General features: G+C 70.1%; 13 protein-coding genes. 4 read left to right on the top strand and 9 right to left on the bottom strand.

Annotated elements, in window-relative coordinates:
- Positions 1–167: 167 nt before the first annotated feature.
- Positions 168–662 (top strand): FBP domain-containing protein, encoded by a 495-nt coding sequence (locus tag ABDC25_RS15580; protein ID WP_347123525.1) that lies wholly within the window; start codon positions 168–170, stop codon positions 660–662.
- A 99-nt stretch (positions 663–761) separates the two neighbouring features.
- Here the strand turns inward: ABDC25_RS15580 and ABDC25_RS15575 are convergent, their stop codons facing one another.
- From ABDC25_RS15575 to ABDC25_RS15550, 6 genes are all read right to left on the bottom strand, one after another.
- A complete protein-coding gene (locus ABDC25_RS15575; protein ID WP_347123523.1) occupies positions 762–1,583 on the bottom strand; it encodes a PaaX family transcriptional regulator C-terminal domain-containing protein in 822 nt (273 codons plus the stop codon).
- Positions 1,573–2,811 (bottom strand): aminotransferase class V-fold PLP-dependent enzyme, encoded by a 1,239-nt coding sequence (locus ABDC25_RS15570; RefSeq protein WP_347123521.1) that lies wholly within the window; start codon positions 2,809–2,811, stop codon positions 1,573–1,575. The genes ABDC25_RS15575 and ABDC25_RS15570 overlap by 11 nt, the downstream gene beginning before the upstream one ends.
- A 1-nt stretch (position 2,812) precedes the next feature.
- Positions 2,813–3,763: a hydrolase gene (locus tag ABDC25_RS15565; RefSeq protein WP_347123519.1), complete on the bottom strand. Its 951-nt coding sequence runs from the start codon at positions 3,761–3,763 to the stop codon at positions 2,813–2,815.
- Complete coding sequence (locus tag ABDC25_RS15560) at positions 3,763–4,614, bottom strand: tryptophan 2,3-dioxygenase family protein (RefSeq protein WP_347123517.1); 852 nt, start codon at positions 4,612–4,614, stop codon at positions 3,763–3,765. The genes ABDC25_RS15565 and ABDC25_RS15560 overlap by 1 nt, the downstream gene beginning before the upstream one ends.
- Positions 4,615–4,677: 63 nt before the next feature.
- Positions 4,678–6,393: an amidase gene (locus ABDC25_RS15555; RefSeq protein WP_347123515.1), complete on the bottom strand. Its 1,716-nt coding sequence runs from the start codon at positions 6,391–6,393 to the stop codon at positions 4,678–4,680.
- Positions 6,393–7,433 (bottom strand): agmatine deiminase family protein, encoded by a 1,041-nt coding sequence (locus tag ABDC25_RS15550; protein WP_021201225.1) that lies wholly within the window; start codon positions 7,431–7,433, stop codon positions 6,393–6,395. The genes ABDC25_RS15555 and ABDC25_RS15550 overlap by 1 nt, the downstream gene beginning before the upstream one ends.
- Positions 7,434–7,501: 68 nt before the next feature.
- On the opposite strand from ABDC25_RS15550, the gene ABDC25_RS15545 reads away from it, so the two are divergent.
- Positions 7,502–8,188 carry a TetR/AcrR family transcriptional regulator gene (locus ABDC25_RS15545; RefSeq protein ID WP_167255511.1) on the top strand — a complete coding sequence of 229 codons (687 nt, stop codon included), beginning with the start codon at positions 7,502–7,504 and terminating at the stop codon, positions 8,186–8,188.
- Between the two features lie 10 nt (positions 8,189–8,198).
- The gene (locus ABDC25_RS15540; RefSeq protein ID WP_021201223.1) at positions 8,199–9,572 is read left to right on the top strand and encodes a pyridoxal-dependent decarboxylase; all 1,374 of its coding nucleotides are present in this window, start codon (positions 8,199–8,201) and stop codon (positions 9,570–9,572) included.
- Between the two features lie 70 nt (positions 9,573–9,642).
- On the opposite strand, the gene ABDC25_RS15535 is transcribed toward ABDC25_RS15540, so the two are convergent.
- Complete coding sequence (locus ABDC25_RS15535) at positions 9,643–10,167, bottom strand: TetR/AcrR family transcriptional regulator (RefSeq protein WP_029259969.1); 525 nt, start codon at positions 10,165–10,167, stop codon at positions 9,643–9,645.
- A gap of 82 nt (positions 10,168–10,249) precedes the next feature.
- Between ABDC25_RS15535 and ABDC25_RS15530 the strand changes: the two genes are divergently transcribed.
- Positions 10,250–10,960 carry an MBL fold metallo-hydrolase gene (locus ABDC25_RS15530; RefSeq protein WP_347123511.1) on the top strand — a complete coding sequence of 237 codons (711 nt, stop codon included), beginning with the start codon at positions 10,250–10,252 and terminating at the stop codon, positions 10,958–10,960.
- Positions 10,961–10,975: 15 nt separating this feature from the next.
- Here ABDC25_RS15530 and ABDC25_RS15525 read toward each other — a convergent pair whose 3' ends face one another.
- Together ABDC25_RS15525 and ABDC25_RS15520 are read right to left on the bottom strand one after the other, a co-directional pair.
- Complete coding sequence (locus tag ABDC25_RS15525) at positions 10,976–11,539, bottom strand: cysteine hydrolase (protein WP_347123509.1); 564 nt, start codon at positions 11,537–11,539, stop codon at positions 10,976–10,978.
- Positions 11,536–12,978, bottom strand: coding sequence for a cytosine permease (locus ABDC25_RS15520; protein WP_347123507.1), 1,443 nt, complete (start codon positions 12,976–12,978; stop codon positions 11,536–11,538). Before ABDC25_RS15520 ends, ABDC25_RS15525 begins: the two co-directional genes overlap by 4 nt.
- Positions 12,979–13,042: the final 64 nt, after the last annotated feature.

The following is a 13,042-nucleotide window of genomic DNA, read 5'->3' as shown; positions in this document are numbered from 1 at the left end:
GGCGCAGAACGGAGCTGCAGGCGCCTTCCGCGCCGCAGACAGAGGCTGAGGACCCACCGGAGGCGGAACCCCCGTCCCCGGTGTCGTGACGTACCCGGCATCCGCGTCCGGGACCTTCCTCCCATCGACTCGCCCTCGCGGCGACCACCCCGAAAGCACTCATTCTCATGCGTCCCATCGACGAGCGCGCCATCCGCGCCTCCTTCCTCAACGCCTCCCGCAAGGAGGTCTCCGACCTGACCCTGCCGCACGGCTTCGCCGAGATCGACTTCGATCGCCTCGACTTCCTCGGCTGGGCTGACCCGAGGATGCCCCGCCGGGCCTACGTCGTCAGCTGGGTCGACGACGCCCCGGTCGGCGTCTTCCTGCAGCGCGCCGAACAGCGCGTGATCGCGCGGGCGCAATGCTCATGGTGCGAAGACGTCACGCTCCGCAACGACGTGCAGCTGTACGTGGCGCGCAAGGCCGGGCCGGCCGGACGCAAGGGCGACAGCGTGGGCGTGCTCACCTGCGCCGAGTTCGGCTGCAACCACAATGTCCGCATCCTGCCGCCCCTGGCCTACCAGGGGTTCGACCGCGAGTTCGCGCGCGACCTGCGCATCCTGCGACTGCAGGAGCACGTGGCCGGCTTCCTCGCCGAGGTCGCGGGGCAGACGGGCTAGGCGATCCCGGCTTCGGATTGCTCCGGTCGCACTTCCTGTCGCCCGCGAGGCGCGCAGGCGACAGAAAGTGCGACCGGAACGGCGGGGTGGATGACGGAACTAGGTGATCCGGGCGCGCACATGCGCCCAGGCGGGTGCGGCCAGCTCCGCCGACCGACGGGCGAACTCGTCGAAGCTGCGACGACCGGGCCAATCGGTCGGCAGCATCGAGGGGGGAAGCCCCGGGTCGGTGTACGGCAGCACCCGCCAACGGTCGATCAGCTGCACGTACGCGGCGAACGGCTCGGCGGGCAGCGTCGCGAGCGCGCCCTGGAAAGCGAGGTGCTCGCGGCGCAGCGCCTCCAGGTCCCACCACTGCGCCGCGGCCTCGATCAGCGTGCCGGCGGGCACGGGCACGGATGTCGGGAACAGCGTCGCCCAGCCGCGCACGTCGAGTTCATGGAGGATCTGCTCCACCTCCGCCTGAAGGTGGCCGGGACAGATCCACAGCGCCGGCGATACGACACCCGCGCCGATCCACTGCAGCCGTCGACGCAACTGGTGGCGTACGCTCCGTGCGCTCTCGGGGATCGAGAACGACACCAGGCACCAGGTGTCGGCATCCGTCATCTCCCGCATCTCGAAGATGCGTCGATCCCCACGTTCCAGCATCCCGGTGGCTGCGGGATTGAGGCGATAGCCGATCTGCTCTTCGCGCGAGGCGAGCAGCAGGCCCTTCTGCTTGAGGCGGGCGACACCCGTGCGTGCCTGTGCCGCTTCGATGCCCAGGTCGCCGGCGAAAGCGACCAGGTCGGCCGTCGAGATCCATCCGCCGAGCGGGCGCAGGAAGACGCCGATGAACGTCCGCAGCAGCGAGGCGGTGCTGCCGGGGCGCGCATCGATGTCGTCGAGCACGGGGGCGACGGCGGGGTCAGAGGTCACCGGACTCCAACGCGTCACGCACCGCGAGAACGCCGGTGACCGTCTCGACGTGCGAAGTGCTGAGCGGGGAGAGGCCGAGGCGGATGCCATCCGGGAACCGGAAGTCGGGGATGATGCCGTCCGCCCACAGGCGCCGCGTGACCTCACGGAAGTCGGGGTGGCCGATCGTCACGTGACCGCCGCGCACCCCGGCGTCGCGGGGGCTGAGCAGTCGTACGCCGAGAGGGGCGAGCAGCTCGTCGTAGGCCTGCACCGCAAGATCGGTCAGCGACTGCGACTTCGCCCGCACTCCCTCGACCGTCGACTGCTCGATGAGGTCGAGCATGCCTTGCATCGCGAGCATCGATGTCACCGGCGGCGTGCCGCTGAGCAGTTGGCGGATGTCGCCCGCTGGTACGTACTCCGGCCCCATCGCGAAGATGTCGGCGGCGCTCCACCAGCCCTGGATCGGCTGGCGCAGCACACCCTGCAGTCCGTGGCGGAGGTAGGCGAAGGCGGGGGAGCCCGGTCCGCCGTTCAAGTACTTGTAGGTGCAGCCGACGGCCATGTCGACACCCCACTCGTCGAGCTGCATCGGGACCACGCCGGCGGAGTGGCACAGATCCCACATCATCAGTGCTCCGGCCTCATGCGCGGCAGCCGTGATGCCCGGCATGTCGGCCAGGGCGCCCGAGCGGTAGTCGACATGGCTCAGCGACACCAGCGCGGTGCGTGCGGAGACGACGGCCTCGACGTCGGCGACGGTCACCCCGTGCACCGGGTCGGGTTCGAGCCAGCGCAGAGTCATCCCGGTCTCGACGGCCACCCCCTCGGCGAGGAACCGGTCGGTGGGGAAGTTGCCGGCCTCGATCACGAGTTCGGTGCGGGTGGGATCGGCGCTCGCGGCGGCGCGCATGAGCTTGTAGATGAGCACGCTGGTCGAATCGGCGACGACCGTCTGCCCGGCAGCGGCACCGAGCGCCACCCGCCCGATGCGGTCACCGAGCTCCATCGGCAGCGCCATCCACTGCTCGTCCCAGGAGCGGATCAGCCGTGTTCCCCAGTCGTCGCGCACGAACGCGGCGAGCTTGTCGGGCATGTCGCGCAGCGGTCGGCCGAGGGAGTTGCCGTCGAGGTAGGCCGTGACGCCCGGGGCTTCGGCGAACGCGTCGAGGTGGGCGCGCAGCGGATCGGCGGCGTCGAGAGCGCGGGCGTGCGCGAGGAGCGAGGGGTCGGATGTCGTGGTCATGTCACACCTTCAGATCTGCGGGGGTGAGGGGGCGGGCGTCGAGCGGATCGGCCGTCGAGGCTGTTCCGCCCGAGAGGAGGAGCACGGAGGTGGGGTCGAACGGATCCCCGGGCGCGAGTGCGCGCAGGAGGGCGGCGTCGTCGAGCCCGGCTTCGCGGAGGGCGGCGATCTCGCGCGGGTTCAGGTCGACCGGCATCGGCCCGTTGCCCAGATCGGTGCCGTAGAGCACGGTCCCGCCTGCGGCGTGGAAGCGGCGCACGTTGTCGATCGCGATCGCGCGCTCGGGGTCTTCGTGGATCGCGAGCGTCGAGATCCACGAGGCCGAGGCCGCCTGGCGCACGATCTCCGCGTCGTCGAGGCGCTCCGTGAACGGGGCATGGGCCAGGTGGGAGGCTCCGAGACGCACGACGCGCTGCGCTTCGCCCGCCCCTTCGGCATGCGCGACGACCGCAAGGCCGTGCTCGTCGGCCGCCCGCACGATCGCGCGGAAGAGGTCGTCGGAGAGCACCGGTCCTGCGGCGCTGTTGCTGGTGACCTTGAGGCGGGTGGCTCCGGCCGCCGCCATCCCGGCGACCGCGGCGGCGGCGGAATCCGCGTCGGTGATCTCGCGGACGGAGCCCTCCGGTGCCCAGTCGCGGTCGGAGGGGTAACCGCCCGGAGCGGTCAGGAAAGCGCCGGCATAGTCGATCGCGACCGCCTGCACGGCGAGCCGGCGCAATACCTGGGGGTTGCCGCCGAGGTCGATCACGCGGCCGAGGCGCGACCCTGCCAGCAGGCCGTGCGCGACGAGCTGCAGGTGCACGTGGTGGTCGGTGAATCCGCCGGTGATGGCGCCGGGGATGCGGGGGAGGTCGGGGGTGGGGCGCTCATCGCGCAGCCGCACGCGCCCGTCGGCGAGCTCGACGACGCCCTCGCGCCATGCGGTCCCGTCGAAGAACGTCGCGGCCTTCATCAGCTGCCGATCTCGGTGCGCACGGTGTAGAGCTCGGGGAAGAACGTCAGGTCCAGCGCGCGCTGCAGGAATCCGACCCCGCTGGAGCCACCGGTGCCGACCTTCATTCCGATGGTCCGGGCGACGGTCTTGAGGTGCCGGAAGCGCCAGAACTGGAAGTTGTCCTCGAGGTCGACCAGGTCTTCGCACGCCTCGTACAGGTCCCAGTACCGGCTCGGATCCTGGTAGATCTCGCGGATCGCCGGCACCAGCTCCGGGGTCTCCCGGTAGGGCTCGCGCACGTCGCGCTCGAGGATCGAGCTCGGGATCGGCAGCCCACGGCGGGCGGCGAAACGCAGGAATTCGTCGTACAGGGTCGGCTTCTCCCACTCGGCGGTGAGCAGAGCGAGGTTGGCGGGGTGGTCGGCGAAGACGCTCAGCATCTTCGCGTTCTTGTTGCCGAGGGCGAACTCCACCGCCCGGTACTGCACGGACTGGAAGCCCGACGAGTTGCCCAGTGCCCCGCGGAACTGTGCGTACTCGGTGGGGGTGAGCGTGGCGAGCACCGACCACTGCTGCGTCATCACGTCTTGGATGCGCTTGACCCTGGCGATGCGCTTCAGGGCCTCGCGCAGGTCGTCGTGGGCGAGCAGCTCGCGAGCGGAGGACAGCTCATGCAGCAGCTGCTTGAGCCACAGCTCGGTGGTCTGGTGCTGGATGATGAACAGCATCTCGTCGTGGTGCTGCGGTGCGCTCACCGGGTGCTGCGCGGTGAGCAGCTGGTCGAGCGCCAGGTACGAGCCGTAGGTCATCCGCCCCGAGAGGTCGGTGACGATACCGGATTCGAGGGCGCGTTCGTTCTCGCTGTGCATGCGCCGAACATATCACTATCGTGGCGAGCGTCACAGGAGTGTTATGTCACGCTGGCGGCTCTTTCAGAGCGCGGGGGTGCGCGTCGGCGGCGTGCGACGCGTGCCAGGGCCGCCTGCCGCTTCGAATGCCGAGGCGAAACGCAGCAGTCGCGTGTCGTCGTACGCCCGTCCCGCGAATGTCAGCCCGATCGGCATGTCGATGTCGCTCATCAGTCCCATCGGCACGGTGACGGTCGGGATGCCGAGGTGACGTATCGCGAGGTTGCCGTTCGCGATCCACACGCCGTTGCGCCAGCCGAGGTCGGCGGATTCCGGGTTCACGTCCATGTCGGCCGGCCCCACGTCGGCGACCGCGGGGAAGACCACGGCGTCGAGCCGCAGCACATCCATCCACACCTCGAGGTCCCGGCGGCGGGTCTCCTCCAGGCCGCGCAGCCCGTCTTCGAGCTCGGGCATGTCCCTGTACGAGACGTCGGGATGGCGGCGCACCCAGTCCGGATACTCGGCGATATCGTCGTCGAACCCGGTGTAACGGTCGGGAAGCGCGCCCTCCGGATGCGGGAAGATCCTGGCGCCGTCGACCTCGGCGAGCGAGCGCAGGCCCGGGTCGCCGTTCGCCTGCAGGAAGTCCTCCCACGCCCACGCCGAGAGGTCGACGATCTCGCGGTGCAGGTACTCGGGTGACACCAGGCCGCGAGTCGCGATGGTGTGCGCCCCCGGACGGTCTCTCTCGTAGTTCGACACCGCGGGGAAGTCGACCTCGATCACGGTCGCTCCGGCAGCGGTGAGGTCGCGGCGGGCGGCCTCCCAGCGCGCGATGATGCTCGCCCGTGTGTCGATGCGCCGGCCGGTGGGGCCGCCGATGCCCGGGCTCTCGGTGCTGCCGGCATCCGGGTCCGCATTGATGTACATGCGGGGGATGCCGATGCGTGCACCGACGAGCGTGCGCGCCGTGTCCGCGGCGAGGGCGCGATACGACTCCGGGCGGACGGCGGATGCGGCGGGCAGCTCGACCCACGGCTGCGCCCGCCAGAAGTCGCCGCGGGTCTCGGCGTCGTCGGCGACGATCACGTCGAGCACCTCGAGCAGATCGGCCATCGAGCGGGTGTGCGGCACAACGACGTCCATGGTCGGCACGAGAGGCCAGTTCCCGCGGGTCGAGATCACGCCGCGTGAGGGGGTGTAGGCGCACAGCGCGTTGTTGGTCGCGGGGCCCCGGCCGCTCGACCAGGTCTCCTCACCGAGGCCGAAAGCGGCGAAACTCGCCGCCGTCGCCGTGCCGGAGCCGTTCGACGAGCCGGAGGCGAAGGGCGCTGTGAGGAAGGCCGCGTTGTACGGACTCTCCGCGCGACCGTAGGCACCACGCTGCATGCCGCCGTTCGCCATCGGAGGCATGTTCGTGAGCCCGAGGCAGATGGCTCCGCCCGCACGCAGCCGCTCGATCGTGAAGGCATCGCGCTGGGCCACGAGCTCCGCGAAAGCGGGACTTCCCGCGGCGGCGGTGAGGCCGCGCACGAGGTAGCTGTCCTTCGCTGTGTAGGGGATGCCGTCGAGGGGCCCGAGGGCCTCGCCGCGGGCGCGACGAGCATCCGATGCCGCCGCCTCGGCACGGGCCTCCGGGTTGGCGACGACGACGGCGTTCAGCGCCGTAGCCGTGCCGGGGGCGTCGAAGGCGGCGATGCGCGCGAGGTAGGCGTCGATGAGTTCGACCGCGGTCGTCTCGCCGGTCTCGAGGGCGCGCCGCAGCTCGGCGATGGATGCCTCCACCACGTCGAACATCAGTGGCTTCCGTCGAGGGCGGGCTGCTGCTGAGTGATGCAGTGGATCCCTCCGCCGCGGTCGAACAGCGGGCGCGCATCCACCGTGACGACCCGGCGTCCGGGGTAGGCGTCGGCGAGGATCTCGCGCGCCGCGGCATCCGCCTTCTCGTCGCCGAAGCCGCACGCCACCACGCCGTCGTTCGTGACCAGGTGGTTGACGTAGCTCCAGTCGACGGGCCCCTCCTGGTCCGTCAGCGTGGAGGGTGCGGGCAGGTCGATCACCTCGAAGCGGCGTCCGGCGGCATCGGTCTGCTCCGAGAGCAGGGCGCGCAGCTCACGGGTGACGGCGTGGTCGGGGTGCTCGGGGTTCTGCTGATCGTGCAGCAGCAGCCGCCCGGGCGAGACGATGGTGGCGACGATGTCGACGTGGCCGTTCGTGCCGAAGTCGTCGTAGTCGCGAGTGAGCCCACGGGGCAGCCACACGGCCTTGGTCGCGCCGATAGTGCGGGCCATCTCGGCCTCGATCCGCTGCTTGTCGGCGAAGGGGTTGCGCCGAGGGTCGAGCTGCACGGTCTCGGTGAGCAGCACGGTGCCCTCGCCGTCGACGTGGATGCCGCCGCCCTCGTTCACGAGTGTGGAGCTCACGAGCTCCGCCCCGACGGCGCCGGCGACGATGCGCGCGTGCTGCGCGGCCTTGCGCCACTCGGCCCATTCCGGCGCACCCCAGCCGTTGAAGATCCAGTCGACCGCACCGAGCACTCCCGGCCGGTCGTCGTCGACCACGAACGTCGGCCCGGAATCGCGCATCCAGAACTCGTCGACCGGCGCTTCGACGATCTCGATGCTGCTGCTGAGCATGCGCCGGGCCCTGTCGACCTCGCTCGGGTCGACCAGCATCGACACGGGCTCGAATTCTGCGACCGCATGGGCGACGGCGGTCCAGGTGGCGTAGCCCTCTTCGCGCGCCGTGTCGGTGTCGCCGAGGGTCTCGCCCTCTGCAGGGAACGCCATCCAGGTGCGCTCGTGACGTGCGGTCTCGGTGGGCATGCGCCAGCTCATCGTGATCTCCTCGCTGCTGCCGGTTCTTCTATTGAACATGCGATCAACAGGTGTTACGGTAACCCCTGATGAAGACCACGTCAACAGGTGCGGGCGCTCGCCGGATGTCGCCGGAGGAGCGCGATCACTCGATCCTCGACGGCGCGATCGGCCTTGCGCGCGAGAGTGGTCTCGAGAGCCTCACCGTGCGGGCGGTCGCCGCTCGCGTCGGGGTGACTCCGGCGCTCGTGGCGCACTACCGGCCGGGGATGGACGCGTTCGTCGCCGATGTGTTCGGGCTGATCGTGGCGGCTGAGCGCGACGAGGTGATCGCCGCGTTCGATGGCGCCGACGGCCCCGCCGCGCTGCGGGCCGGTCTGCTGCGCCTGATCGAGACACTCCTCGACGCCGACCGCGACGACGTCACCCTGATCTGGGTGCAGGCGTGGGCGCTCGGTGCTCGCAACGAGGCGCTCGCCGCCCGCGTGCGGCAGGAGATGGACGGGTGGCAGAGCGCGCTGGAGCAGATCTTCGCCCGGGCCGCGGCGACCGGTGCGATCGCGGCCGGCCGCGCCGACATGGCCGCGTGGCTGCTGCTCGCGATGGTCGACGGAATGAACGCGCACTCCCTCGTGAAGTGGGCGCCCCGCGACCGCGCCGACCTGGCCAGGCGTGCACTGTCGGCCGTGCTCGACACCGCACCGCTCGACATCGCACCGCTCGACACCGCACCCGCCGACTCTCTATCTGCCGACTCCCGATCTGATGACAAGTAAAGGAACGCCCATGGATGCTGTGCGCATGCACGCGGCCTCGCCCGAATCGACGGCGATCGTCGACGCCGTGCTCGACTACTCGCGTCGTCGCATGCTCGCCGCCGACGTGCCGCTCGACAAGCCCCAGTCCGAGGCCGAGCTGAACCGCCTCGTCGGGCCCACGATCACCGATGCGGGACTCGGGGCCGCGCGTGCCCTCAGCGTGTTCGAGCACGTCCTCGCCCCGGCGTGCCTGACCACGAGCCACCCGTTGTATCTGTCGTTCATCCCGACAGCGCCGACCATGGCGGCGATCGCGTTCGACCTCGTCGTGTCGGCATCCGGACTCTACGGCGGCAGCTGGCTCGAGGGCGCGGGGGCCGTGCACGCCGAGAACGAGGTGCTGTCGTGGCTCGCGAGCGAGTTCGGGCTGCCCGAGACCGCGGGCGGAGTGTTCGTGCAGGGCGGCACGATCGGCAACCTCTCGGCACTGGTCGCCGCGCGCGAGGCGGCGAAGGCGCGGCTGATCGCGGCCGGCAAGGAGCTGCCGAGCCGATGGAAGATCCTGTGCAGCGTCGAGGCGCACTCCTCGAACAAGTCGGCCGCGAAGGTGATGGATGCCGACGTGCTGCTGGTTCCTGCGGGCGACGACGGCGTGCTGCGTGCGGAGGGCGTGCGCGAAGCCCTCCTCGCGCACGGTGACGAGATCTGTGCGGTCGTCGCGACCGGCGGCTCGACCAACTTCGGCATCGTCGACGACATCGAGGGGATCGCGGCGCTCAAGGACGAGTTCGATTTCTGGCTGCATATCGACGGTGCCTACGGTCTCACCGCGATGCTGGCGCCGGAAGCGCGGCACATCTTCGCCGGCGTCGAGCGCGCCGACTCGGTCATCGTCGATCCGCACAAATGGCTGTTCGCACCGTTCGACTGCTGCGCGCTGATCTACCGCGACCCCGACAGCGGGCGCCGGGCGCACACGCAGCATGCCGAATACCTCGACATCCTCACCGACGTCGACGAGTTCAGCCCCTCGGACTACTCCATCCAGTTGACGCGTCGCCCGCGCGGCCTGCCCATGTGGTTCTCGGTCGCGACCTATGGGGTCACGGCCTACCGTGAGGCGGTGAGTGCCGGACTCGCGCTGACGCGACGGATCGCCGCGGAGATCGCCCGACGTCCGGAGCTGCGTCTGGTGCGAGACCCGCAGCTGTCGATCGTGGTGTTCGAGCGCGACGGCTGGGAGCGTGCCGACTACGACCGATGGTCGGCGGCCCTGCTCGACTCGCAGCGGGCGTTCGTGGTCCCCAGCTCCCATGCCGGGCGTCCGAACACACGCTTCGCCATCCTGAATCCCCTCACCACGTTCGAAGACCTCGTCGGCATCCTCGACACGATGAAGTAGCCCGGCGGCCCGCGGTGCGCGACTCCGGATGTGGATGCCGGTGCGCGACAGTGATCGAACCCGTGGCGGTTCAGCCGGCCATCCCGGCGATGAGTCGACGCAGGCCGTACTCGAAAGCGCGGTCGACGTCGCCGCCGAGTCGGAACGCTCCGGACAGCTCCATCTGCAGGAAGCCGGTCGCCCAGGCGGTGAACAGACGGGCGGCGTCGAGCGCGTCGTCGTCACCGACCAGGGAGGCGGCGGCGCGCATGAGGGGTGCCGCCGAACGTTCCAGCGCGTCATGCGGAGCCGCGATCGTGAACATGATCCGGAAGCCCTCCGGATGCGCGTGCGCGAAGTCGCGGTAGGCATGAGCGAGCGCACCGATGTCGTCACCCGCGGCTTCGAGCCGCGCCGTGAGCGCATCGATCGACGCGGTGGCGACGGCGGCGTGCAGAGCATCCCGGTCCCGCACCCGCTTGTAGAGCGAGGGGGCGCGGACGCCCACCCTGTTCGCGACCGCCTGCATCGTGAGGCCCGAAGGTCCCGCGACCTCGAGGATCTCCCGTCCGGCCGCGACGATCTCGTCGGTGGACGTGCGTTCCGGTGTCGGCATCGGATCCTCCCTGGATGGCTATTGACAATAGCCATGATAGCTACGTAACGTAGCCATCGCAATCATCCCGAGAGGATCCGCCATGAAGCTCGCACCGCACCTGCACCGCCTCGGCAACGACATCGTCGCCTCGTACCTGATCGACCTGCCCGAGGGCATCACCCTGATCGACGCGGGGCTGCCAGGGCACTGGCACGATCTGCAGCGCGAACTCGCCGCGCTCGGTCGCCCGCTGTCCGACATCCGCGGACTCGTCCTCACCCACGGCGACGGCGATCACATCGGCTTCGCCGAGCGGCTGCGCACAGAGGCGGGAGTGCCGGTGTTCATCCATGCGGCCGACAGCCATCGTGTGCGCACCGGGGAGAAGCCGAAGACCGCGATGGGACCGGCGAAGATCGGGCCCACGCTCGGCTTCTTCGCCTACGGCCTGCGCAAGAACGCCCTGCGCGCACATCACGTGTCGGTCGTCACGGAAGTCGGCGACGGCGACGTGCTGGATCTGCCCGGTGCTCCGGTCGTCATCGGGATGCCCGGCCACTCGCCGGGGAGCATCGCGGTGCACGTGCCGGCCGTCGACGCGGTGTTCGTCGGCGACGCGCTGACCACTCGGCACGTGCTCACGGGACGGACCGGGGCGCAGCGCGCGCCCTTCACGGACGAGCCCGACGAGGCGCTCGCCTCGCTCGACCGCCTGGCCGCGGTCTCGGCCTCCTGGGTGCTGCCGGGTCACGGCGCGCCCTGGCACGGCTCCCCGACCGACATCGCCGCCGCCGTGCGAGCCTCGGACTGAGGCCCACGCCCGCCGTCAGCGGTTGCCGAGCACGGTGGCGGTGTCGCTCACGGTGATCTGCGGGGGATACAGTCCCATGACGTGCAGCGCAGTCGCGTGGTTCTCCGCAGTCGAGCCGGCGCAGGCATCCGCGGCGATCGTGACGTGCGCACCCGCGTCGGCCGCGGCCAGAGCCGTCGAGATCACGCAGCAGTCCGTCGAGACCCCGGCGAGCACCAGGCGCCCTCCGCGACCGACCACCGCTTCGAGCTCGGGGCCCCACTTGCCGAACGTCGGCAGGTCGAAGCTCGGATGCGGGGAGAGGTCGATCGCTTCGGGCACCAGGGCGAACAGCGGGTCGCCCGGCGGCTGGTCGGCGAACGGCCAGGCTGCGAAGTAGTCGCCCCAGGAGGTGGACCGATCGGCGGTCGGCACCCAGCGCGTCACGAGCACGCGGTCGCCGAACGCCTCCGCCAGGGCGCGGATGCTCGGCATCGCCTCGGCGAAGAAAGGTGAACCCCACGCAGACTCCGGCGAGGCGAAGATCGCCTGCGGATCGATCACCACGAGCCAGGTGTCCCCGGCAGCCGGAGCGCTCACACGGCCTCCTGGCGTCGGATCTTCGCGGCCCTGGCGGCGTAGGTCACGAGGAACGACAGCACCAGCGCGAAGAACACCCCGAGGTTCGCGTATGCCCACTCGCCGTCCCTGCCGCCGATGAGGAACAGCAGGTAGCCCTGCCAGTTGTTCCACGCGGCATCCTCGGCGAAGTTGTTCACGACCAGGCCCCAACCGATCACGCTCGTGACGACCAGGGTGCCGATCGATGTCCAGTCCCACGCGCCGTAACGACCGTTCTGATCGAACAGGGCCTCCTCGTCGTAGTCCTTCTTCCGACGCAGGATGTCGGCGATCAGGATGCCGGCCCACGAGGCGAGCGGCACACCGAGCGTGATCAGGAAGCTCTGGAACGGCCCCAGGAAGTCGGTCGCGAAGAACACCACGAAGATCGTGCCGAGTGTGAGGATCACGCCGTCGATCGCGGCCGCCGACGGGCGCGGGATGCGGATGCCGAGGCTGAGCAGGGTGAGCCCGGAGGAGTAGATGCCCAGCACCGCGCCCGAGACGAGCGCGAGCACGGCCGTCAGCAGGAACGGCACGAGTACCCAGGGAGGAAGGATCGAGGCGAGCGCGCCGATCGGGTCGGCGGCGATCGCGTTCATGAGGTCTTCGTCGGAGCCGCCGAGCAGCAGGCCGAACACCACGAGGATCACGGGTGCCACGGAGCCGCCGATCGTGTTCCAGGCGACGATCGCTCCGTCGGACGCCGTGCGCTTCTGGTACCTCGACCAGTCGGCGGCGATGTTGATCCAGCCGAGCCCGAATCCGGTCATCACCATCACGAGCGCGCCGATCACCTGACCGACACCGCCGTCGGGGCGGGCCAGCACGGCGGCGAAGTCGATCGCCGGCGCCGCGAGGACGATGTAGACCACGGTCACCACGCCGGTGATCCACGTGAGCACCGACTGCAGCTTCATGATCGTGTGATAGCCGAGCACGGAGGCGGTCACGATCAGCGCTGCGACGATGACGGTCGCGACGATGCGCAGCCAGATGCTGTCGCCGTCACCTCCGAGTTGCGTGATGACGGTCGCGGTGGCGAGTACCGCCATGATCGCGAGGAACGTCTCCCAGCCGATCGAGGTCAGCCACGAGACGATACCCGGAACCTTCTGGCCCTGCACGCCGAACGCCGCGCGGGAGAGCACCATGGTGGGCGCCGAGCCGCGCTTGCCGGCGATCGCGATGAGCCCGCACAGCAGGAACGACACCACGATGCCGATGATCGAGACGAGCGTCGCCTGCCAGAACGAGATGCCGAAGCCCAACACGAACGAGCCGTACGACATGCCGAACACCGAGACGTTCGCCGCGAACCACGGCCAGAACAGGTCACGAGGCTTCGCGGTGCGCTCGGATTCGGGGATGATCTCGATGCCCGCACGCTCGATGAGGGCCGGCTTGATGTCCGTCATGCTCACATCCTGGCACTGCGGGGGCGCGGCCGGGCGGACTTCGCGTGGGCCGGATCCGCCCGCG

Source organism: Microbacterium sp. SY138 (genome assembly GCF_039729145.1).
In the GTDB taxonomy this organism is placed as follows: domain Bacteria; phylum Actinomycetota; class Actinomycetes; order Actinomycetales; family Microbacteriaceae; genus Microbacterium; species Microbacterium maritypicum_A.
This window is presented reverse-complemented; position numbering and strand designations above follow the sequence as displayed.

Bases quoted from the DNA above. Each gene is read 5' to 3' on its own strand.
- ABDC25_RS15565 (WP_347123519.1), bottom strand. From the start codon at position 3,763: ATGAAGGCCGCGACGTTCTTCGACGGGACCGCATGGCGCGAGGGCGTC.
- ABDC25_RS15560 (WP_347123517.1), bottom strand. From the start codon at position 4,614: ATGCACAGCGAGAACGAACGCGCCCTCGAATCCGGTATCGTCACCGAC.
- ABDC25_RS15530 (WP_347123511.1), top strand. From the start codon at position 10,250: ATGAAGCTCGCACCGCACCTGCACCGCCTCGGCAACGACATCGTCGCC.
- ABDC25_RS15535 (WP_029259969.1), bottom strand. From the start codon at position 10,167: ATGCCGACACCGGAACGCACGTCCACCGACGAGATCGTCGCGGCCGGA.
- ABDC25_RS15540 (WP_021201223.1), top strand. From the start codon at position 8,199: ATGGATGCTGTGCGCATGCACGCGGCCTCGCCCGAATCGACGGCGATC.
- ABDC25_RS15555 (WP_347123515.1), bottom strand. From the start codon at position 6,393: ATGTTCGACGTGGTGGAGGCATCCATCGCCGAGCTGCGGCGCGCCCTC.
- ABDC25_RS15545 (WP_167255511.1), top strand. From the start codon at position 7,502: ATGAAGACCACGTCAACAGGTGCGGGCGCTCGCCGGATGTCGCCGGAG.
- ABDC25_RS15550 (WP_021201225.1), bottom strand. From the start codon at position 7,433: ATGAGCTGGCGCATGCCCACCGAGACCGCACGTCACGAGCGCACCTGG.
- ABDC25_RS15570 (WP_347123521.1), bottom strand. From the start codon at position 2,811: ATGACCACGACATCCGACCCCTCGCTCCTCGCGCACGCCCGCGCTCTC.
- ABDC25_RS15580 (WP_347123525.1), top strand. From the start codon at position 168: ATGCGTCCCATCGACGAGCGCGCCATCCGCGCCTCCTTCCTCAACGCC.
- ABDC25_RS15520 (WP_347123507.1), bottom strand. From the start codon at position 12,978: ATGACGGACATCAAGCCGGCCCTCATCGAGCGTGCGGGCATCGAGATC.